Below are 22,594 nucleotides of genomic sequence, written 5' to 3'. Positions count from 1 at the left end.
TAACACATATATGGCGATAGAGCAAAATAAAACCGAACAGTCACTGTCAGTAGAGCAGCGTCTCCGCGCCCTCTACGAGCTCCAGACCATCCTCTCCGAAATCGACCGCATCAAGACCATCCGCGGTGAGCTCCCTGAGGAAGTGCGTGACCTCGAAGACCATATCGAAGGTCTCCACACCCGCATTGACAAATTCCGTGCCGAAATCGAAGAGCTTCGTGTGAAATCGGCAAAAGAAAAGAGCAACATCGAGCAGGCTCAGGCACAGATTGCCACTTATAAGCAGCAGCTCGACAATGTCCGCAACAATCGTGAGTTTGATTTGTTATCTAAGGAGATAGAGTTCCAGACCCTTGAGATCCAACTCTCTGAAAAGCGCATCAACCAGTATGCACGCGAGATGGAAAACAAGAGCGCCGACATCGCCGCTGCGGAGGAAACTCTTGCTGACCGCAACCACATCCTCGTGGATAAGCGTCATCAGCTTGAGGAGATCGTCTCCGAGACCAAGAAGGATGAGGAACGCCTCCGCCTTCAGGCCAAGGAGATCGAACCCAAGATCGACCCCCGCACACTCACTGCATTCAAGCGTATCCGCAAGAACGCACGCAACGGTCTCGGCGTAGTCTATATCCAGCGTAACGCATGTGGCGGGTGCTTCAACCGCATCCCCCCGCAGAAGCAGATGGAGATCAAGATGCACAAGAAAATCATTGTCTGCGAATACTGCGGACGCATCATGATCGACCCCGAACTGGCCGGTGTGACTGGAGAGGCTTAAGGCTCTGCCCGCTCAACAGTTAACATTATCAACCGGATTAAAAACAAAGTAAATTATGGAAAAGATTCTCCCCGGCAAATATGTCGAAATAAGCTATGACCTCTATGAGGTCGCTCCCGACGGGACTGAAAGCCTCGTCCACAATGTCATTGACGAAGAACCCGAACGCTTCATTTTCGGAGTGACAAAGGGTCTCATCCTTCCGCTTGAGCGCGCGCTCGAAGGACTGGAAGCAGGACAGACGTTTGACGTGCCTGTCGCTGCCGGCGAGGGCTTCCCCTATAATCCTGATGATGTGGCCAAGCTCGACAAGAGCATCTTCATGGTCGATGGCAAATTCGATGCCGAGACCATCAAGAAAGGAGCTTACATCCCCATGATGACCGGCGAAGGTTTCCGCATCACCGGCAAAGTTGTCGAAGTTACCCCTGACCATGTGGTCATGGACTTCAACCATCCCCTCGTAGGCAAGGACCTCCGCTTCAAAGGCAAAGTGGTCACTGTCCGCGACGCTACCCCCGAAGAACTCCATCCCACCTGTGGCGGCGGATGCTGCGGCGGTGGCAACTGTGGCGACGAATCGGGCTGCGGTGGCGGCTGTGACGGTTGCGGAAACTGATGACAGTCATCGATTTCTTTAACGCTTAAACAACAAACACAACAACACCATTAACAATCCATGGCAACAACTGCTGACTTTAAAAACGGTATGTGCCTCGATATCGACGGCAACTACTTCTTTATCGTTGAATTCCTCCATGTAAAGCCCGGTAAAGGCCCGGCTTTCGTGCGTACAAAACTTAAAAATGTAAAGACAGGCCGCGTGCTTGACAAGACTTGGAACTCCGGTGTAAAGGTCAACGAAGTCCGCATCGAGCGTCGTCCCTACCAGTACCTCTACAAGGATGATATGGGCTACAACTTCATGCACACCGAAACTTTCGAGCAGGTAGCACTCCCCGGCGAGAGCATCGACGGCGTGCAGTTCCTCAAGGAAGGCGACATCTGCGAAGCTATGGTTCATGCAGAATCTGACACCATCCTTACTTGCGAAATGCCCACCAGCGTGGTTCTCGAAATCACATATACCGAACCCGGTATCAAGGGTGACACCGCCACCAACACCCTCAAGCCCGCAACTCTTGAGACAGGTGCTGAAATCCGTGTGCCCCTCTTCTGCAACATCGGTGACAAGGTACGTGTCGATACCCGCGACGGTTCATACGTTGAACGCATCAAGGAATAATCACCTCCGGTCGATGTAGTCACGACGCTTATTCATAGAGAGTCAATCCACCACATCATCCGGGAAAAGACGATAACTCCACAAAAAGGCCGCGGTCAGTCCGTGGCCTTTTATATTTTGGCTATGCCGCAAGGCTGACCATAAAAAAAGTCTAAACGACTATAATTATCACTCCTCAACTAACTTATTGATATGATATAATGAAAGTAAGTCGAATTTCAGAACGTGTCCACTATATTGGAGTCAACAACCGAACATCGGAACTTTTTGAAGCAATGTGGCCGATCCCTTACGGTGTCAGCTATAATTCATATCTTGTCTCCGGCTCTGAAAAGAGTGCCATCATTGACGGCGTGGATGCCAATTATGCCCTGCGTCAGATAGACCACATATATGAGCTTGACGGTGGCCGTCATCCCGAATATCTGATAATCAATCACATGGAGCCGGATCACTCCGGTGCCATCCGTATGCTCCGCAATGCTTTCCCGAACATAACGATAGTAGGCAATGCCCAGACCCTCGCAATGGTGAAAGGCTTCTACGGCGTAGATACAAACACTCTCGCAATCAAGGACGGCGATACCCTCTCGCTCGGTGACGGAACGACACTCAGGTTCGCACTCACACCTATGGTCCACTGGCCTGAGACCATGATGACATTTCTTGAGGAAGAGAAAACCCTCTTCTCAGGCGATGCCTTCGGATGCTACGGAGCACTCAACGGTGCGGTGGTCGATACTGATATGAATACAGACCATTACTTCCCTGAAATGGTCAGATATTACAGCAACATCGTCGGTAAGTACGGTCAGTTTGTTCAGCGCGCTCTTAAAAAACTTGAAAATCTTGAGATCAGCACAATCTGCACTACCCACGGACCCGTATGGCGCAGTCGTCTCTCCGAAGTGGTGGATCTCTATGATAAGTTGAGCCGCTACGAACCCCTCGACAACGGTGTGACGATTATCTACGGATCAATGTATGGCAACACCGAGGCCATGGCAGAAAGAGCGGCCGAGGCTTTCGCCGAAGCTGGCATACGTGACATTGCCGTCCATAACGCCTCCATGGCAGACCTCAGCTATATGCTGGCCGATATATTCCGTCATCGCGGACTCGTCATAGCCTCCCCGACATATTCCGACACGCTTTTCCCCCCGATCAGAAACGTTATGGAAGCCATCGTGACCCGTGGCGTTAAAAATCGTGAAATAATGATGGTAGGATCATGCTCATGGTCGCAGCAGGCTGTTAAAGTAATGTCGGGGTATCTCGACGCTCTCAACACTTCCTGCACAGTCGATCCTCTTACAATCAAACACGCCCCGACATCCGAGCAGATCGAGCAATGCCGAGAAGCTGCAAAAACTCTTGCCGGAAAGCTTCTTGACAAAGAGGATTGATATCCCGGATTTCTAACACGTAACTCCTAATCTCTTCCGCATCATGACAGCAGATTCTTCACAACTTCCGTTGGAACGGCATCCGTTCCCTCCGTTCATACCCTCGGATGCAAAAGTGCTCATCATGGGCACCTTCCCTCCGAAACCGATCAGATGGTCCATGGAGTTTTACTACCCCAATAAGACCAATGATTTCTGGCGCGTCATGGGAATAATTTTCTATGACGACGTCAACCATTTCCGGCTTCCTGACGGAACATTTGACGAGCCTCTGATCCGAAAGTTCCTCGAAGAGAAAGGGATTGCGCTTCACGACACCGGGGCAGCCGTCAGGCGGCTTAAAGACAATGCCTCCGATAAGTTTCTTGAAATTGTCGAACCGGTGGATCTAAACGCGCTGCTTGAGAAGATGCCTGATTGCCGTTACATCGCCACGACCGGCGAGAAGGCTGCTGGAGTGATCGCAATGATAACTTCATCATCCGTCCCGAATATCGGTGAGTGGATCGAAGTGACATGGCAACCAGACGGCAGACTGCTGGAGATGACGCGTATGCCATCTACATCACGCGCCTACCCGCTTGCTGTCGAAAAGAAAGCTGATGCGTACCGCGAGCTTTTCCGAAGGGCAGGATTGCTTGACTGATCTGCTCGTGATTGTCAAAAAAATAATCCAATCGGTTGTAGGGTCTGCGCTTGCGCTGACCCTACAACCGATCTAATTTTGTCTTTTTCCCCACGTATTTTTCACACTCCACAAATCCAACGATCTACAGGCGTAATTTTGATATTAGTCAGCAAATATGTAATTTTGCATAGTGAACCTTTCGAGGGTGTTGTGTATTTTACACTTGTCTCTCACTCGGTTTCATTTACTAATCAATCACCCCCCGAAAAGAAAAAATGTTTGACCTCATACCGTTGCTTGCCATCTTTGATCCTGCGGGGATCATGGCAAAATTTCTTGTTGCCGATCCTATGACAGTCTATTTGCTGGTACTCGGCTTCATGATTGTCGAAAGCTCATTCATTCCGTTTCCGTCTGAAGTAATCGTTCCGCCGGCAGCATATCTTGCCTGTACCAAAGGCGATGTCGATATCTACACCGTCATTGGACTCGCCACCGTTGGTGCGATCATAGGTGCGCTCATCAATTATTATCTGTCCGTCTGGATCGGAAGACCGATCGTCTATCGCTTCGCCAATAGCCGCTTAGGTCATGCCTGCCTGATAGATGAAGCGAAAGTGCGCCATGCCGAAGAGTATTTCGACAAGCACGGAGCGATCTCCACTTTCATAGGCCGTCTCATCCCCGCTGTCCGTCAGCTCATTTCCATCCCTGCCGGTCTGGCCCGGATGAATGTCGGCAAATTCGTTATTTTCACAGGTCTTGGCGCATTGACATGGAATATTGTCCTCGGTGTGCTTGGCTACTGGCTCGGAAAGATGGTCCCGCAGGATCAACTTTACGCAAAAGTAGAGGAATACAATGATTATCTGACATATATCGGAATAGGCATCGGTGTCATCTGCATAGCCGTCATCATCTGGAATGCGTTTAAGCCCCGCGCCAAGACTCCCGCTGCCTGATCATCCGATCAATTGTGACCATTTTAAGTCAGCCAAACCAACAACAGGCATTAATACCATCATGATACAAGTAGCACCTTCACTTCTTTCAGCCGACTTCACCCGTCTCGGTGACGCGGTCAGAATGGTCAACACGAGCCGTGCATCAATGATCCATATTGATGTTATGGACGGTATGTTCGTGCCCAATATCACCATCGGATTCCCGGTCATAAAAGCGATCCGCGACGTTGCCGAAAAACCGCTTGATGTCCACATGATGGTCATGGATCCGGGCCGTTATGTCAGCCGTGTGCGCGATGCAGGGGCAAGCATAATGAATGTGCACTGGGAAGCCTGTACGCATCTCGACCGTGCGATCCACACCATCCGTGATGCGGGAATGCGTCCGGCCGTCACCCTCAATCCGGCAACTCCGGTGATGCTGCTGCGCGACATCATCAGTGAGCTTGATATGGTTCTGCTCATGAGCGTCAATCCCGGTTTCGGAGGACAGAGCTTCATCTCCAATACTCTCCGAAAGGTGCGTGAGCTGCGCGCACTCATTGCTGAAGCCGGTTCGGATACAGTGATCGAGATTGATGGCGGAGTAAATCTCACTACCGCCCCGGAGCTGATCAAGGCCGGAGCAGACGTGCTTGTTGCCGGAAGCTATGTCTTCGGTGCAGCTGATCCTCATAAAGCTATTTCAGATTTAATAGACCTCGGATGATGGATATACGCGACATAAGGATAGAAGCGTTTGACTATCCTCTCCCTGACGGACGGATTGCCAAGCATCCGCTTGCCGAACGTGACCGCTGCCTACTCCTTTTCAAAAATGAAAATGGCGAAGTAAGCACAAGGATTTTCCGTGAACTGCCGGATCTGCTTCCGGCTGATTCCATGCTCGTCTATAATAATACGCGTGTCATCAACGCGCGTCTGCGTTTCCGTAAGGGTGAACACTGCGACGGCGCACTGATTGAAATTTTCTGTCTTGAACCGGTTGTGCCGGCTGACTATGCATGCAATTTCGCTTCGGATTCCCGCTGCTCATGGACCTGTTTTGTAGGTAACTCCAAACGTTGGAAGGACGAACCTCTGCGCATGGCTCTCGATATCGACGGTGAGAATCTTACACTCACAGCTACCCGTATCGCCCGTGAGGGCAATACCTCGGTGGTTGAGTTTTCGTGGGACAACACTGCAGTCACGTTCTCACGCATTATTTCAGCCGTCGGAGAGATCCCGATTCCGCCCTACCTCAACCGTAATACGGAGGAAAGTGACTCCAAAGACTATCAGACCGTCTTTTCTCATATCGACGGATCGGTGGCTGCCCCGACCGCCGGACTTCACTTCACGCCTGAAGTGCTTGCCGACATAGACAAGCGTGGCATTCCTCGTCGTGAACTCACGCTCCACGTCGGCGCAGGAACTTTTCAACCGGTGAAATCCGATGTGATCGGCGAACATGATATGCACAGCGAATTCATAGCTGTCAGCCGAAACCTAATCGAAGAACTTTCGCAGAGTGACCGCAGGGTGATAGCCGTCGGGACAACTTCAGTCCGCACTCTCGAAAGCCTCTACCATCTCGGTTGCCGGCTTGCCGACGGACTTCCCGCCGATACTCTTCCGCAGTGGTATCCCTACGACCCGTCACACCCACAGCTAAGTGTGGATAAAGCGATGCAAGCCATACTTTCACATCTTGACTCGACCGGTGAAGATACGTTTGTCGCTTCGACACGCCTAATGATCGCTCCCGGTTATAAATACAGGATAGTAAAAGGGATGGTGACTAATTTTCATCAGCCGCGATCCACACTCCTGTTACTCGTATCAGCTTTCCTCAGCTCAAATCAGGCCAATCCCGACTGGCGGACCATCTATGACTACGCTCTTGCCGATCCCCGTTTCCGCTTCCTCTCCTACGGTGACGCATGCCTGTTTTTGTAATTCACGAATCGCATTTTATCAATATAGAATTTTGGCCCTGTAGGGTCGCATTTCAATGCGACCGCAACACTAATACATTTAGCCAATATACAAATTACACGTAATAAATCAGACTTTAATCACCAATCATGACAATTATGCAATCCAGTGAGAATAACGTACCTATTCCCAAAAGGAAAAGAATTAGAGCAAATTGGCATGATTACAACTCCGGTGTATTTTTCATAACGATTTGTACCGACAACCATATCCATTATTTCGGTTCTATTGCCGACTGTATATTCAGGCCATCTATTATCGGCACGATAGCGACAAAACAATTATCGGAACTTTGTTCACATTTTCCATTCATCGAGTTATGGAACTATGTCGTTATGCCGAACCATATCCACGCCATTATCTACCTTTCTCCAGAAACACATGTACAATCTAACACGCTTGGCTGCCTAAAACCGCCAATGCACAACGAAATCGAAAATCCGATTTTCCATTATCAATCACGTTTGAGTATCGTCCTAAGAGCATTCAAGGGAGGCGTCACGCGAGAAGTCAGGAAAAAGGGACTTAAATTCAGGTGGCAATCAAGATACCATGATCATATTATAAGGTCATCAGAGTCTTATGAAAATATCATGAACTACATTGATCATAATATTGAGAATTGGCAGACTGATTGTTTTAATAAATCCCTGTAGGGTCGCATTTCAATGCGACCACAACTGAAATACATCATTAATTGGAATTTACATTTAGACTGCGATCGTGTCATTTACGATAACAATGTTTTAATCATTCCATGATATAATTTCGTATCGTGATATGATTTTATTTGTTCCGTGATGCAGCCGCATTAAAATGCGGCCCTACAAGTAATCATTATTGTCTATTATGCATCATGTCGTCGATCAGGCGGTCATAATATGCGACGACGGCGGGATCCATTGTGGCGTTGACAAGATCACGCGCGGTGTCAACGAGGCTGCGGGCACTGTCGGTCCGCAGATATTTCACATCCAGTCCCCAGCGGCCGAGACGCCAGCGGTCAAGCGCGTCGGCATCCTTGAAAATCTCATAAAGTTTCTCGACACGCCCGTAGCTGTCAGGAAAACCCTTGCGAATGGCCTCACGACCGATATTATCGTCAAGATCATGATAACGCATCAGATACGCAGCCTCAGGATGAAACGTCACCGCCCCGTCTGACTGACGACAGTAATCCTCATAATAGACAGCCGCACGCGCTCCGTGACCTACGTCCTGATATTCATCCTGACGGCGTGTGTCATGAAACACCGATGCATGTGCCAGAATCTCCAAAGCCTCCATGTCGTCATGGCCGATTTCAAGCACACCCATGGCAAGCGCATGAAACAGCACCCGTTCGCAATGACCCATAGCATGGAGTTTGCTGTCGGGCATATTGAACGTCACGTCATTCCACAGAAAATCGCCCCATTTAAGGAATAATTCACGGGCCGTGGCAGGAAGAGATTCATAGAAGCGGGATGGTGTGATCATAGCGGTAAAAAAAGTAATAGGTAAAACGAAAAAGGCTGATTCGCCCGAAAACTACGTCAAGGGATCAAGCGGATAGAGCAGCGATGCATCGTAACGCGGAAGAGCCACCAGATGGAGCTGCGAAGGGGGCATTCCGGGTTCATTCATCGAATCGAAACCGTTGCCGATACGGGTGACACCGATACCGGCAAGAGCCGTTGCCACCTCACCGAGAGCTTTCTGAGGCGTGTTATTGTCATGAGAGAGGTGACAGAGGAACACGTTGCGCAAGCGCGGAGTGTAGATATCGGCGAGAAATTGAGCCGTCACCCGATTATCCAGATGTCCGTTAGCAGCTTCGATACGTGCTTTCAGATACTCCGGATAACGGCCCTCACGCAACATCTGGAGATCATAATTGGCCTCGATGACAATGTGAGTCGCACGGCGCATATAGTAATCCACGCGTTCGCTTATGCAACCGAGATCTGTCGCGACCGCAAAGCGGACGTCGCCATGCGTGATGAAATATCCGGCATTGTCGGCACCGTCATGCATGACATCAAAAGCCGTGATCTCGAAATTACCGATACGGAACGGAAATTCCTTATAGATCGGAGCATGGTAATCCTTGATACGGCGCGACACGTTGTGACGGCGCAGAATACCGTTGAGAGTCTTCGGAGTGCAATAGACACGCAGATGACGGTAACGGCGCAACAGTCCATAGACATCCCTGATGTGATCGCCGTGGTCATGCGTGAGACAAATACCTTTCACACGCTCCATCGACACACCATTACGCCGCAGACCATCGACAACCTTGGCTACTTCAACTCCGGCATCGATCAGGAATCCACCCTCACGGTCACCGACATACGAGCAATTGCCCGAACTTCCACTGCCGAAACTCATGAAAAACACCTTATCGGCCACTTTCATCGGCGGAAGCTCATCGATCACATCCTCCTCGCGGTTTTCCTTGGCCATCCGGCGGGCTATCTCCTCCATCTTTCCATCCGGAATTATACGGAAGTCACTGCCGGCTTCTGCTGAGAAGTCGTCAAAACCGTCAAAGAGACCGGGGATGCGCTGCGGGGATGTTTTGCGGAATTTAGCCAATGGAGATCAGTAATTTAGAAGAAATATGGTAGGGATCTTGTCGTAATCATATTTACGGTGTGCCCATTTTGAGAGCGGGAGGGTCACGATCGACTGCTGAGGACCAGTAATGTCCGAGGCGACACAGAGCTTCAGCCCACCGGGGAGAGTCGATGCAAGTTCGGCTATCAGACGGTTGTTGCGATAAGGGGTCTCTATGAAAATCTGTGTCTGCCCCTCACGTCTTATACGCTGTTCGAGCTCACGCAGACGCGTGGCGCGCGCCTTGGCCTCGTGGGGGAGATAACCGATGAAAGCGAAGCTCTGACCGTTGAAACCCGAACCCATGAGCGAGAGAATGATGCTCGAAGGACCGACGAGCGGCACCACCTCGTAGCCCCTCTCCTGCGCGATAGCGACAAGATCAGCACCCGGATCGGCGATGGCCGGACAGCCGGCCTCGGAGATCACCCCCACCGGCTGTCCCTCGGCGAGAGGTGCGAGCATGGCCGGAATATCTTCCTGACGGGTATGCTCGTCAAGCACGGTGAAAGTCAGTGAATCAATGTCGATCGTCCGGTCACAGCGTTTTAGGAAACGGCGCACGGTCCTCACGTTCTCCACCACGAAGTGCCTGATGCCACGGATCACCGCGAGATTTCCGTCAGGGATCACGTCGGTCACCGGAGCATCGCTCATGGTGGATGGTATCAGGTAGAGCGCGGTTTTCATCATCCGACAGAGCCTTCGAGAGTTATCTGCAACAGGTTCTGGGCCTCGACAGCAAACTCCATCGGGAGCTTGTTCATCACCTCCTTGGCATAACCGTTGACGATCAGCGCGATGGCCTCTTCAGTGGGGATGCCGCGCTGATTGCAGTAAAACAGCTGATCCTCGGAGATCTTGGATGTCGTGGCCTCGTGCTCGACGATAGCGGTGTCGTTGAGCACATCGATATACGGGAAGGTATGTGCCCCGCACTTGTCGCCCATCAGCAGTGAGTCACACTGAGTGTAGTTTCTGCATCCGGTAGCATCCTTGGCCACCTTGACAAGACCGCGGTAGGAATTCTGCGAGTGACCGGCGGAAATACCCTTCGAGACGATGGTCGATGATGAATTCTTGCCTATATGTATCATCTTCGTGCCGGTGTCGGCCTGCTGGTAGTTCTTGGTAACGGCCACGGAGTAGAACTCGCCACGTGAGTAGTCACCCTTGAGCACACACGAGGGATATTTCCACGTGATGGCCGAACCGGTCTCCACCTGAGTCCACGACAGCTTGGAGTGATCACCCCGGCAAAGACCGCGCTTGGTCACGAAGTTGTAGATACCGCCGCGACCCTGAGCGTCGCCGGCATACCAGTTCTGGACGGTGGAATATTTCACCTCGGCCCTATCCTCGACCACAATCTCCACAATGGCGGCATGGAGCTGATTCTCGTCACGCATCGGAGCGGTGCAGCCTTCGAGATAGCTCACGTAGGCATCGTCGTCGGCCACGATCAACGTGCGCTCGAACTGACCCGTGCCCGAAGCATTGATGCGGAAATAGGTCGAAAGCTCCATCGGGCAGCGCACGCCCTTGGGGATATAGACAAACGAACCGTCGGAGAACACGGCCGAGTTGAGCGCGGCAAAGAAATTGTCGCGGTAGCTCACCACAGAACCGAGATACTTCTTCACGAGATCGGGATAATCCTTGACGGCCTCTGAGATCGAGCAGAATATTATGCCCTTCTCGGCAAGCTTCTCGCGGTGGGTGGTCTTGACGCTGACGGAGTCCATCACCGCATCCACGGCCATACCTGCGAGAGCCTTCTGCTCCTGCAGGGGTATGCCGAGACGGTTGAACGTGTCGAGGAGCTGCGGATCCACCTCGTCGAGGCTCTCCGGACCTTTCTTGGCACGCGGCTCGGCGTAATAGCTGATGGCCTGATAGTCGATGGGCGGAATGTCGAGATGCGCCCATTCGGGCATCTTGAGAGTCTCCCAGTAGCGGAAAGCCTTCAGGCGGAAGTCAAGAAGCCATTCCGGCTCACCCTTTTTGGCCGATATGAGTCTCACCACCTCCTCGTTGAGACCGACGGGGATGATGTCGGTGTCGATGTCGGAGGTGAAACCGTATTTGTATTCGTCGGACGTAGCGTTCTTTATGAGCTGATCGCTGTCCTTGGGATTATTCTTATCTTTTGTTTCCATTTGTTTCTTCATTCTTTAAATGAAAGAGGGAGATTGCACAGGATGGATGTTTCCTCTGAAATAGTGGCCCGCGCAGTGCAGTCCTCATCAGTCTGTTCCTTCCCGCCATCCGCATCCTTGTCACAGGGATGGAGCGTGTCAAGGACAGCTGGTGCGAACCCTATCACCCACCCGACGGCCCTACCGCCGGCAAGCCGCGAATCGGCTATGAACTTCGAGTTCGGGAAGAGGACTATGCAGAGATTGAGCAGCAGGCTCACCACCAGACCATACTTGGCCGCCGAGAAGACCGCGCCCGCTATATGATCGACAGGAGCGAGGAGCACCACGTGGCTCATCTTATGAAGCAGACGCGCTATAATGATCACGCCATAATAGGCCACCAGATAGATCACGGCGTTGGCCATGATCGAGACACCGTAGCGCGACAGCCATGAGCCCGTCTGCCAGTCGGGATTACTGTCGAGCAGCAGCTCGGCAACCGTCCCTCCTAACATACGGCACGCGATGATCGCCACCACTATAGCCGCAACCGATCCGAGCTGCACGATGAATCCCTTGCGGAATCCGAACCACGCTGCAAGGATGAATATCAGGAGTAAAACAATGTCGATAGCTGCCATGATTGTCAGTATAATGCCTTTGACGCCACGACGGGATCAATCCTACCGCCGACCCCTCCGTAGGAAAAAGGATATTCGATGCAAATTTAACAAATTATTCCCTAACTCTGTTGAAAAACATCCATAAATTAACTTTCGCATTGCAGTACGGACGCGGCGCGCCGGGATGAATTTGCGGGGATAGGGCGTAGGGATGAATTTGTAGGGATATTGAGTACGGGATGGATTTGCAGGGATATTGCGTACGGGATGGATTTGTAGGGACGCGGCGTGCCGCGTATGCCAAATGAAATAGTGTTAGCCTCGCCATTAAGCTGATACATAAACCCCAACATTTGGCAAATACATTGTCCCCACCGTTTGACAAATGCATTAACTCAAATTCATTGGATAACCCTATTTCATCCGGCATACGCGGCACGCCGCGTCCCTACAAATTCATCCCGGCACGGGTGGTCCCGCAAATTCATTCGGCATACGCGGCACGCCGCGTCCCTACAAACCGCCATATATTGTCCATATACAACAAAAAGAAGCCGGGGCTTGCGCTCCGGCTTCAGTTGGATTATAGGCTCAAATTTGATTATTTATCAGTATTGATAGTGAAATCAAATGTGCAAGTTACCTTAGAAAGAGTACCGATTGTAACGGTAGCCTTAACCGGGAAGGTGAATGACTTAACGAGGTCAGAACCGAGGTTCTCCCAAGTGATCACACCAGTGTTAGAATCGATCTTGAAGGTAGATCCACCATCCTGATTGAGCTTGTCGAGCTGGCTGGTGAAGGCCTTGTACTCAGCATTTGCAGTATCGAATGCGTAAGTTACAGACACGTCAGCATCAGTGAGCTTGTAACCGCTCTTAGCGAGGGCAGAGACAATGAGAGCATTTGTCTTGGCATCCCAGCTATAGATGGCGTTGTTATTTCCGTTCTCTGTCACGAGGACTGAAGGAGCAGCCTGTGCAGTCTGCACTGTGCGTGCATTACCCTTCAGAGAAATAGCCTTGCCATTGCCGGCAGCAAACGGGTTATTGAAGATCACATCAAACAGCTGGGGAGCACACTTCTCACCGTTGACGAGAGTGATCACATACTGCATGTGAGCAGTCTTCGACGTAGTGGTCAGAGGAGCGTTGAGAGCAAGAGCACCGGTATTGGCATCGTAAGCTACACCGGTCTGTGCAGGCTTAGTAACGAGTGAGAACTCAATATTAGTGGCATTCTTATTCACCTGATTATAGTAAGAGAATACGTTCTGGCCATTGATCATCTCGAATACCTCAGAAACATTCATCTCAAGTACCCAAGCACCGTTAACGATCTTACCCTTGGTTACGACTGCCGAGAGTGCATCATTGTAGTAGTTAGGATTGAACTTGAATTCTGAGCAAGTTTCCTTCACATAAACCTTCTGGCTTACAACAACGTCACCATACTTAGTCTTATCAGTTGACGGGATAGTCAGAGTGATAACGTATTCAGCACCCTTGTTACCGACATCCTTACGTGATTCTGACTGCTGAGTGAGGATTGCATTATATACACCAAACTGTACAAGTGCTGTCTGCGTATCGCCTGAGCCAAGGACTACGTTAAAGTTTATACCATCCGCCTTACGAGTGTAAGTATCGTTATAAGCAATTCTTGTCTGCTCAAAGACAGTTACTGGCTTATCCTTGTCATCAGTAGAGGTAACCTTAATATCGTAGTAACGGCTATACCAGTTCCAGAATGAAGTAGAAGTAAGGCCATTAGCACCATAAATCTGGTTGTTGATCTCCTGCCATCCAAGCTTACCAGTTTCCGTCATGTTACCAGTAAGGTTTGCATAGTTCACTTCCTTATCAGCAAGAACAACATTAACATTATCCTTTTCTTCTGTGCTTGGCTCTTCTGCGACAATGCTAACCTTGATATAAGCGGAGGCTACCATATAAGAAGCACCGGCATTATCGGTAAGATATGCGTCAACACGGACAACAGGTGTACGACCGACTGCGGGAGTAAGACCATCAGTAAGATTTGTCTTATTTGCAGAAAGGACGCCGTCGTTGCTAAGAGTTACGAACCACTGCTGATTAGTCTTCTGAGCATCATTTGACTGATAAGTTGCCGGAAGAGAGAACTTGTAGCTCATACCGGTGAAGCCAAGATCCTTGATGAAGGTAGCCTTCTCTGTTGAGTAGAGACCGGGAAGCTTCTTGAGATCAAGAGTTCCGTCATATAACATCGTAACGTTAGCAGCATCAGCAAGAGTCACAAACTGCTTGATGAATGCATCATTTTCAGGATGTGAAGAAGTGATGGCCTGATCACGATTGTAGAATTCAACAGCTTTCTTAGCAGTCTTGGTTGCTACGCTGTCAACAAGGGTAGCGTTGATCTTTGTAGAACTAATGGCTACATAATCAGAAGTAGTCCAGTTGGTCTGACCATTCTTGAGCTGGAATGCAACGATGTCAGCCTTATTGCTTGAAAGACGGCTTCCGTTAAGGGTAGCTCTGACAGTAAGTTCACCATTGTTGTTGGTGAAGTACTTGTTTTCAGTCTTTCCGCCTTCGCTGATCACGGGAGTAGTGACCACGTTGAGAAGATTCTTCGAATCATCAGCTGCACGCGAAGTCACGCTGCGGTTAAGGAACTCAGCCTGTGCATATTCATAAACGAATGCTCCTGAAGGATTGACGCGATACTCGAAGTCAACAGTATTTGACTTGTTGAGGTTGGTCTGAGTAGCGAACTTGAAAGTGCTGCTATTGAATTTAGACTCCGAGATGTAATTGGTAATGTGGAAGAACTCAGAATCGGTAGTGGGATACGACACAACTGAGCTCATCACTGAAGGAATGAAGTTGAGTGATCCAACCATGTTACCGATCACGATATCAATAGCACCATAAACGGGGTTGCCCTGCTCATCAGTACCAGTCTGTACGTTTGCAAGCTTGAGGGTATTGCCGTCATAGAATGCAGTGAGAGGCATTATGCCCTGAAGGCTTGAGGGAACCCAGCTGATATTGGTATGCTCAACGAGCTCGCCATCCTGATAGATGTCGAAGTTACCGTAGTTGTCAGTGGTATTAGGCACATAGTATGCACCGTTCTTACCTGCAACACCTTGTTCGCCCTGAGGACCTTGAGCACCGGTTGCACCTGTAGCTCCAGTTGCGCCAGTCTCACCCTTTTCACCTTGAGGACCCTGAGCACCGGTTTCACCCTTTTCGCCCTGTTCTCCCTTTTCACCTTGGGGACCCTGAGCACCGGTTTCACCCTTTTCGCCCTGTTCTCCCTTTTCACCTTGGGGACCCTGAGCACCGGTTTCACCCTTTTCGCCCTGGGGGCCTTGCTCACCCTGATCGCCCTTCTGGCCTATAGCGATGTAGTCGGTTTTCTTTCCGTTCTCGTACCAGTAACCGTCAGAACCGATGGTCCATGAGTTGCCCGGCTCGCCTTTTGCACCAATGTTGTAAGTAGCGCCATCGCTAAGAGTAATGGCAATACCTCCATCAGCATTAGAAACGACATTCTTCACGAGAAGGCCGCTCTTGATTTTCTCCGTCAGTTCACCGAGCTTGCCGTTGATATCGTCAATCTGATTTTGCAGACTGTTGATATCATCGTCGTAGTCGGTACAGGAGGTGAAAGTTCCTGCTGAGCTCGCAATGAGCGAAGCACAGAGTAACCCGTTGATGAATTTTTTGTTCATAGATTAAAAATTTAAGTTATAACTTTAAACTGTGTTTAAAAAAAATAATTTACTTATATTTGATTGATTATTAGAGAGATTTTCGACTGACACGCAGGACGGTGAGCCACAAGCTGACTCAACTCCGATCCGCGTAGGGTCAAGAGATTTATTATAGGTTTTTGAAATGGTTTGACAATGCGGTTTTATATTATCAGAAATTTTACACAAAGGTAGAGCAAATATTTATAGCATTATCAATCAGCATATTGCACGTATGACACACTTGTGTTGCAAACATTACACATCCGGCAGTCACGCCGCTGCCGCTGACCCTAAGCAAGGCGCACATCCATCACCCACACCTATTATAATATATATACATATCAACCATTGACGCGCACTCAACAGACAATGACGAGGAGAAAAAAAATATCCTGCACGGTATCTCAACGACGGCATGCAGGATGAGCGGTTGTTGGCTTTAATGGGATACAACCTTTCTTAATTGACTATTGAAATTACAAACGTTAAGCTTTGAGACCTTATGTGTAAGCGTTACGTTGCTTGGGATATAACATTGTACTTTATGCTTGTATGGTTTTCACTAAAGTGTTATGATTTCTATTTGAGATTACCAAATTTACCAAGAGAGAGGGAAATGAAAGAAACGCAGAATTTTCTTCACAAAAGTATAAAAAATCAATCTAACAGTCCTGCAAACAATGTCGCAAAAGCGACATATAAGCGTTGCGGATTTCTCACACCATCCTTCGCAGTCGTCCCTCCGCGCAGGCAGAGCAATTTAAAACCCGGCCTTACTCGGCTGCGCGCTCTTCCTTGTTGTTGAGAGGCAGATTACCGCTGAGTTCGGCGAAAAAGTCGCGGTTGAGGATCACGGATATGCGCATGAGCAGTGCAGTGTCTATGGAATGTTTCTGGAACAGACGATAGACGTTGGAACGGTCACAGCTCAGTTTGCGGGCAAACCATGAAATCGTGCGCTCCTGACGCATGAGCTCGTCACGGATGATTGTGCCGATGGGTTCCATAATCGGAGAAGAAATGAATTACCGGCCGCATCCCGAAGCCTGAGGGTGAGAAAAAAACTGGAGTCAATCTTACTTATGTACGAAAACGTGGGATGCCGAATTTTTCCTCTGCTTCCTCATCCAAGGCCTTCGCAATACCCACGTACAAGAAGCAGAGACATCCGCAGCCCACGTGGAGATATATACCACCCACGCCGCGGCCCGACATACATCCCTCCCCACTAATACATTGTGGGGGATGGACATATACGCCAAACCACGGCGATAGTGAATACACATCACCGTGGACGTCTAAACGGAAGTCTCACCTGTTGTACTTAAAAAGTTTGCGAAGCTTTTGGATGAACAGAATGAAACGCTGTTAAACGTCGTCGAACATAATTAAACCGGAAATCTGCGCTCCCGCCGCTGCGGATGTTGTTAATTCGGCACAGATAGCCCGCAGGAACGCGCTCTACTGTGGCAAACCCGGCAGATTCCGGAGTGCAAATTTAGACATTATCCGCGAAACTTCATACGCCCCATCCAAATTTATCCCACCCGCGTCAGGGTGCTCACGACGCACCACAACGGGTTTCCGTGGGTAACACATATATTTATAAGGAGTATTTTGAGCCTGTAAGCATCATCACTCCGATTAACATTAAATTCTTAAATTTAACATAAACGTTAAAAACTCACTGTTTTTCGCCCCGATTGAACAAACAAAACTGTAGCAATGTTATTAAATCAAAATCCAGAGTGAAAGACACACGCTTGGGTTTAAATAAAAAACACACACTTAAAAAATTTTTCTACTAAAAAACTTGTTTCATCTTTAATTTGTGAGAGAAATGAAAAAAAATTTGTTAATCGCAGCAGCTATGGGCGGTATGCTCTGGAGCGCAAATACAGCAAACGCACAAGAAACTGTCACCGGTGTCGTGGTTGAGGAAACTCCCGTTCTTGTTCAGGAAGTTGATTGCAAGAATTACTATACACCCGGTTCTTGGAAAAATAACTGGTTCATCCAGCTCGGCGCAGGTATCCGCTCGCCTTTCGTTGAAAATTCAGCGACAAAGAGCACAGATGACCGCCGCATCACGGCAATCTATAATCTTGGCGTAGGCCGCTGGATCTCCCCCTATCTCGGATTCCGCTTCTCAGGTTACTACGGAGCGATGCACTGGAATCAGGGTGTGACCGCCAAGGCACGCGTAGCCAACCTCAACGTTGATTTCATGTGGGATATGTTCAACTCCATCGGAGGCTACAATCCCGGACGCGTATTCTCGATCGTGCCTTACGTCGGTCTCGGCGGTTCTTTCGTCTATGACTACAAACCCGCTCTCGGCAACATCTCTGACCGCGACGGCAAGGGCACAAAGTCAAACCAGTGGCTTCTCCCCGTATCGGCCGGTCTGCAGCTCCGTTTCCGTCTCAGCGAATATGTTGACCTCTTCGCAGAAGGCCGTGCACAGTTCTACGGCGACAACTTCAACAACGAGGCTTACGGCCGTCCCGTCGATATCGACCTTTCGGCAATCGGTGGTCTTACTATCCACTTCACCGGATCTAAGTTCAAGAGCTACAATCCCTGTGACTACGTAGATTATCTCAACAACGCGAATGCACAGATCAACGAACTCCGTGGCGCACTCGCTACCACTACCGCAGCTCTCGCAGCAGCCGAGGCTCAGCTCCCGTGTCCCGAAGTGTCGGAGACCGTCATCGAATCTACTACAACCGCAGTCCTTCCTACCGTTCGCTTCAAGATCAACTCAGCTTATGTAAGCTCAGAGGAAATGGTCAACATCTACAACATGGCCGAATACATGAAGGCTAATCCCGATGCAACTATTGTGGTTCGCGGTTATGCTGACAAGAATACCGGTACATCTGCCTACAATATGAAGCTTTCAGAGCGTCGCGCTCAGGCCGTGGCCGACATCCTCACCGGTGACTACGGTATCAACCCCAACCGTCTCGTCCTCGAAGCTGCAGGCAGCAACACTCAGATCTACGATACCAACGACTGGAACCGCATCGTGATCTTCGCAATCCCTGAATAAAGATTCCACGGACAGACATCGACAACCGGAACATGGATTCCGGTTCGAGAAATAAGAATATCAAACGAACAAAAATCAGAGTTTTTTCTGTTCAAAACAATAATTGACGCTTGCGACCCGGAGCTATCCTCCGGGCCGCTTTCATTTTGTCTAAATGTGTAATAACGTGTAATATAGTGACGTAATAACGTGTAATATATGATGCAATATTTAATATATTATAGTGATGTGATATTTAATATATTGATGTAATATATTGAAACGAGAAGAACGCCCAATAGAAGTGAAGAATACCCCCATCAGCTAAACCATAAAGCCATGAGGCAATCGACGTCCCCGTCAGCTAAACCGCGAAGCGGTGATGCTCTCATAGCCCCGCCACGACCGAGCAGAGGCAAACCAAAAATTGACCGTAGGGAAATTTTTGGGCTTGCCGAAGCGAGGGAGGTGCGGGGTAAAATAACAGGAATATAATATGGGCGTCGAAGACGTCCGTCAAAGGTTTAAAAATCATTTCTCACCTGCAAAATAATCATTTGCTATTGATACCTATGCCCTTGACGGACATCTTCGATGCCCTTGATCGCTAAATCAAACGTTACCCCACGCCTCCCTCGCATCGCAGGGAAAGACAAAATTTCCCTACGGTCAATTTTTTACTGTCCCTGCTCGCTCAGTCGTGGTGGGGCTATGAGAGCATCACCGCTTCGCGGTTTAGCTGACGGGGACGGCTATTGCATCACCACAATTTAACTGGGGAAAAATGCTGTTGCATCATGGGAACGACTATTGCATCACCACAATTTAATTGATGAAAAATGCTGATGCATCATGCGGTTTAGATGACAGGATGACGGTTGCATCATCACGATTTAACTGGGGAAAAATGCTGATGCATCACGGCGGTTTAGCTGACGGGGTTAACGTTGCGGTCTGCTTCGTGGTTTTCGGGACTACTTTCATTACCCCCACCTATCCCTTTCATTTACCATATAATTATTCCTTGCCTCCCGTGAGGGTGTTTTCATGGGAATTTGCTAATTTTGCGGTAAAATAGAGCAATCAACACTTATGAGTATAATCATATTAGGCATCGAGTCGTCATGCGACGACACCTCGGCGGCTGTGATCCGTGACGGTGTGCTGCTGAGCAACGTGATAGCTTCGCAGGAAGTACATGCAGAATTTGGCGGCGTGGTGCCGGAACTTGCCTCGCGCGCCCATCAGCAAAACATAGTCCCGGTTGTCGATACAGCCCTGAAACGTGCCGGCGTCCGTAAGGACGAACTGACGGCCATCGGTTTCACGCGCGGACCGGGTCTGCTCGGATCGCTCCTCGTCGGGACAAGTTTCGCCAAAGGCATGTCGCTCGGCCTCCGCATACCCATTGTGGATGTCAACCACCTCCACGGGCATGTGCTCTCACACTTCATCCGTCGAGAGGAGAATGACCCCGTGCCCGAATATCCGTATATATGCCTACTCGTATCCGGCGGAAACAGTCAGATCATCCTCGTCAGGAACTACAACGACATGGAGATCCTCGGCCAGACCATTGACGACGCTGCCGGTGAGGCATTCGACAAGTGTGCGAAAGTAATGGGTCTCCCCTATCCCGGCGGCCCTCACATAGACCGCCTTGCAGCCGAGGGAGACGCTACGCGCTTCAAATTCGCACGTCCGCATATTCCGGGACTGGACTACAGTTTCAGCGGACTGAAAACGTCGTTTCTCTACACCCTGCGTGACGAGCTCAAAAAAGATCCTGATTTCATCAGTAAAAATCAAGCTGACCTCGCCGCATCGCTGCAAAAGACCATCATCGATATCCTCATGGACAAGCTTGACAAGGCAGTGAAGCAGACAGGTGTGAAAACGGTGGCGATCGGTGGTGGCGTATCGGCCAACTCCGGAGTGCGCGACGCCGTAGCCGGATATTGCAGCCGACGTGGACTGACAGCTTTCATTCCCCCACGGGTATTCACCACCGACAATGCAGCAATGGTAGCAATCGCCGCTTATTACAAGTATCTCGACCGCGATTTCTGCCGTTACGATGCCGTCCCTTACGCCCGCGTGCAAGTGTAGTGTCTATTTTAGTTTATAGATTAGATAGAGATTTTTAGTATAGAGCAATGCAACTCTCAATAATAGTCATCGGTGATGAACTGCTGCTCGGTCAGGTGACCGACACTAACTCCGGAGAAATAGCCCGCCACATAGCACCCTACGGCTGGGAAGTAAACGACGTACAGGCCGTAGGCGACGAGGCCCACGAGATACGCCGCGCTATTGACCGTGCGTTTGAACTGAGCGATGTCGTTATAACTACCGGCGGCCTCGGCCCGACCAAAGACGACATCACCAAGACCGTCCTGCGTGACTATTTCGGAGGTGAACTCATAGAAGATCCCGAAGTGCTTGCCAATGTCAAGAACGTGGTAAGCTCAAAGGGTTTCAAGCTCAACGACCTGACGGCTGCGCAGGCCATAGTACCCTCGTCGTGCCGCGTGATTCAGAATCGTGTCGGGACGGCACCCATAATGTGGTTCGAACGCGACGGGAAGGTGCTTGTCGCCATGCCCGGAGTCCCTTTTGAAACCCGTGAGATGTTTCAGAGTGAAGTGTTCCCGCAACTTCGTGAGAAATTCCACACCGACGTGGATATCGAACATGCCGTGCTCATGGTCACGGACTATACCGAAAGTGGACTTGCGGAGTACATTGCCGAATGGGAGGAAGCCCTCCCCCCGCATCTGCATCTCGCCTATCTGCCTAAACCGGGACTGATACGTCTGCGCATCGATGGCTCGCATCTCGACAAGGACTTCATCACTTCGGAGGTCAGGCGTGCGGCTACCGAACTCAACCTGATGCTTGGCGATGCCGTGATAGCCACCGAGGATCTGACACCGGCACAGATTCTGCTCAAGGAATGCGGCCGGCGTGGTCTCACCCTCGCTTCGGCCGAAAGCTGCACCGGAGGAAATATCGCTCACGAACTGACCCTCATCCCCGGATCGTCTGAAGTGTTTGTCGGCTCGGTGGTCAGCTACAGCAATGACGTGAAGACAGGTGTGCTCGGAGTAAACCCGGAAACTCTCGCTGCGAACGGCGCGGTGAGCCTCCCGGTGGTACGCGAGATGGCCGAGGGTGTGCTGCGCGTGACAGGTGCACGGGTGGCCGTGGCCACAAGCGGAATCGCAGGGCCCGGTGGAGGAACAGAGGAGAAACCCGTGGGGACAGTCTGCATTGCCGCAGCCATGCGGACAGAAGAGGGCATGGTCTTATGCGAGGCCGAGACATACCGCTTCGCGGGAACTCGCTCACGCGTCATCGAGTCGGCCACGACACGCGCGCTGATCAAGGCCATAAAACTTCTACGCAACGTCTGACGGTTGATTCATAACGTCTGAC

The 22,594-nt window shown here is 50.1% G+C and carries 19 protein-coding genes; 12 read left to right on the top strand and 7 right to left on the bottom strand.

The features are described 5' to 3' along the window. Positions 1-10: 10 nt before the first annotated feature. The 9 genes from K2G41_RS07200 (at position 11) to K2G41_RS12400 (ending at position 7,662) form a co-directional block, all read left to right on the top strand. Positions 11-781 (top strand): C4-type zinc ribbon domain-containing protein, encoded by a 771-nt coding sequence (locus K2G41_RS07200; protein ID WP_300116811.1) that lies wholly within the window; start codon positions 11-13, stop codon positions 779-781. Positions 782-836: 55 nt separating this feature from the next. Next, positions 837-1,400, top strand: coding sequence for a peptidylprolyl isomerase (locus K2G41_RS07195; protein WP_300116809.1), 564 nt, complete (start codon positions 837-839; stop codon positions 1,398-1,400). A gap of 60 nt (positions 1,401-1,460) precedes the next feature. Next, the gene (gene efp, locus K2G41_RS07190) at positions 1,461-2,027 is read left to right on the top strand and encodes an elongation factor P (protein WP_300116807.1); all 567 of its coding nucleotides are present in this window, start codon (positions 1,461-1,463) and stop codon (positions 2,025-2,027) included. A gap of 197 nt (positions 2,028-2,224) precedes the next feature. Beyond that, positions 2,225-3,433: an FprA family A-type flavoprotein gene (locus K2G41_RS07185; protein WP_300116901.1), complete on the top strand. Its 1,209-nt coding sequence runs from the start codon at positions 2,225-2,227 to the stop codon at positions 3,431-3,433. 43 nt (positions 3,434-3,476) lie between these two features. Continuing rightward, complete coding sequence (locus K2G41_RS07180; protein ID WP_300116805.1) at positions 3,477-4,079, top strand: uracil-DNA glycosylase family protein; 603 nt, start codon at positions 3,477-3,479, stop codon at positions 4,077-4,079. A 305-nt stretch (positions 4,080-4,384) separates the two neighbouring features. After that, the gene (locus K2G41_RS07175) at positions 4,385-5,023 is read left to right on the top strand and encodes a DedA family protein (RefSeq protein WP_300116900.1); all 639 of its coding nucleotides are present in this window, start codon (positions 4,385-4,387) and stop codon (positions 5,021-5,023) included. 58 nt (positions 5,024-5,081) lie between these two features. After that, complete coding sequence (gene rpe / locus K2G41_RS07170; RefSeq protein WP_300116899.1) at positions 5,082-5,735, top strand: ribulose-phosphate 3-epimerase; 654 nt, start codon at positions 5,082-5,084, stop codon at positions 5,733-5,735. Next, on the top strand, positions 5,735-6,967 hold the full coding sequence (locus K2G41_RS07165) for an S-adenosylmethionine:tRNA ribosyltransferase-isomerase (protein ID WP_300116898.1): 1,233 nt from the start codon (positions 5,735-5,737) through the stop codon (positions 6,965-6,967). The genes rpe and K2G41_RS07165 overlap by 1 nt, the downstream gene beginning before the upstream one ends. Before the next feature lie 128 nt (positions 6,968-7,095). Further along, positions 7,096-7,662 (top strand): transposase, encoded by a 567-nt coding sequence (locus K2G41_RS12400; RefSeq protein ID WP_366145407.1) that lies wholly within the window; start codon positions 7,096-7,098, stop codon positions 7,660-7,662. A gap of 181 nt (positions 7,663-7,843) precedes the next feature. Here the strand turns inward: K2G41_RS12400 and K2G41_RS07160 are convergent, their stop codons facing one another. The 7 genes from K2G41_RS07160 to K2G41_RS07130 all read right to left on the bottom strand — a co-directional run bounded on the left by K2G41_RS07160 (position 7,844) and on the right by K2G41_RS07130 (position 17,126). Next, entirely contained in the window at positions 7,844-8,485 is a 642-nt protein-coding gene (locus tag K2G41_RS07160) for a hypothetical protein (RefSeq protein ID WP_300116803.1), read from the bottom strand. A gap of 51 nt (positions 8,486-8,536) precedes the next feature. Beyond that, positions 8,537-9,586 (bottom strand): MBL fold metallo-hydrolase, encoded by a 1,050-nt coding sequence (locus K2G41_RS07155; RefSeq protein WP_300116801.1) that lies wholly within the window; start codon positions 9,584-9,586, stop codon positions 8,537-8,539. A gap of 6 nt (positions 9,587-9,592) precedes the next feature. Continuing rightward, a complete protein-coding gene (locus K2G41_RS07150; RefSeq protein WP_300116897.1) occupies positions 9,593-10,297 on the bottom strand; it encodes an SAM-dependent methyltransferase in 705 nt (234 codons plus the stop codon). Then, positions 10,297-11,766: a Fe-S cluster assembly protein SufB gene (gene sufB / locus K2G41_RS07145; protein WP_300116800.1), complete on the bottom strand. Its 1,470-nt coding sequence runs from the start codon at positions 11,764-11,766 to the stop codon at positions 10,297-10,299. Before sufB ends, K2G41_RS07150 begins: the two co-directional genes overlap by 1 nt. An 8-nt stretch (positions 11,767-11,774) precedes the next feature. Beyond that, positions 11,775-12,389: a CvpA family protein gene (locus K2G41_RS07140; protein ID WP_300116798.1), complete on the bottom strand. Its 615-nt coding sequence runs from the start codon at positions 12,387-12,389 to the stop codon at positions 11,775-11,777. Positions 12,390-12,972: 583 nt separating this feature from the next. After that, complete coding sequence (locus K2G41_RS07135) at positions 12,973-16,095, bottom strand: hypothetical protein (protein WP_300116796.1); 3,123 nt, start codon at positions 16,093-16,095, stop codon at positions 12,973-12,975. Positions 16,096-16,892: 797 nt separating this feature from the next. Beyond that, positions 16,893-17,126, bottom strand: a complete 234-nt coding sequence (locus tag K2G41_RS07130) for an XRE family transcriptional regulator (RefSeq protein WP_300116794.1) — start codon at positions 17,124-17,126, stop codon at positions 16,893-16,895. Positions 17,127-17,959: 833 nt separating this feature from the next. On the opposite strand from K2G41_RS07130, the gene K2G41_RS07125 reads away from it, so the two are divergent. The 3 genes from K2G41_RS07125 to K2G41_RS07115 all read left to right on the top strand — a co-directional run bounded on the left by K2G41_RS07125 (position 17,960) and on the right by K2G41_RS07115 (position 22,572). After that, entirely contained in the window at positions 17,960-19,177 is a 1,218-nt protein-coding gene (locus K2G41_RS07125) for an OmpA family protein (RefSeq protein WP_300116792.1), read from the top strand. Between the two features lie 1,071 nt (positions 19,178-20,248). Further along, complete coding sequence (tsaD, locus tag K2G41_RS07120) at positions 20,249-21,265, top strand: tRNA (adenosine(37)-N6)-threonylcarbamoyltransferase complex transferase subunit TsaD (RefSeq protein WP_300116790.1); 1,017 nt, start codon at positions 20,249-20,251, stop codon at positions 21,263-21,265. 47 nt (positions 21,266-21,312) lie between these two features. Beyond that, positions 21,313-22,572, top strand: a complete 1,260-nt coding sequence (locus K2G41_RS07115; RefSeq protein WP_300116788.1) for a CinA family nicotinamide mononucleotide deamidase-related protein — start codon at positions 21,313-21,315, stop codon at positions 22,570-22,572. Positions 22,573-22,594 lie beyond the last annotated feature (22 nt).

This window comes from Duncaniella sp., assembly GCF_029056165.1.
Classification (GTDB): domain Bacteria; phylum Bacteroidota; class Bacteroidia; order Bacteroidales; family Muribaculaceae; genus Duncaniella.
Note: the sequence above shows the minus strand (reverse complement) of the source record. Positions and strands in the feature narration are given on the sequence as shown.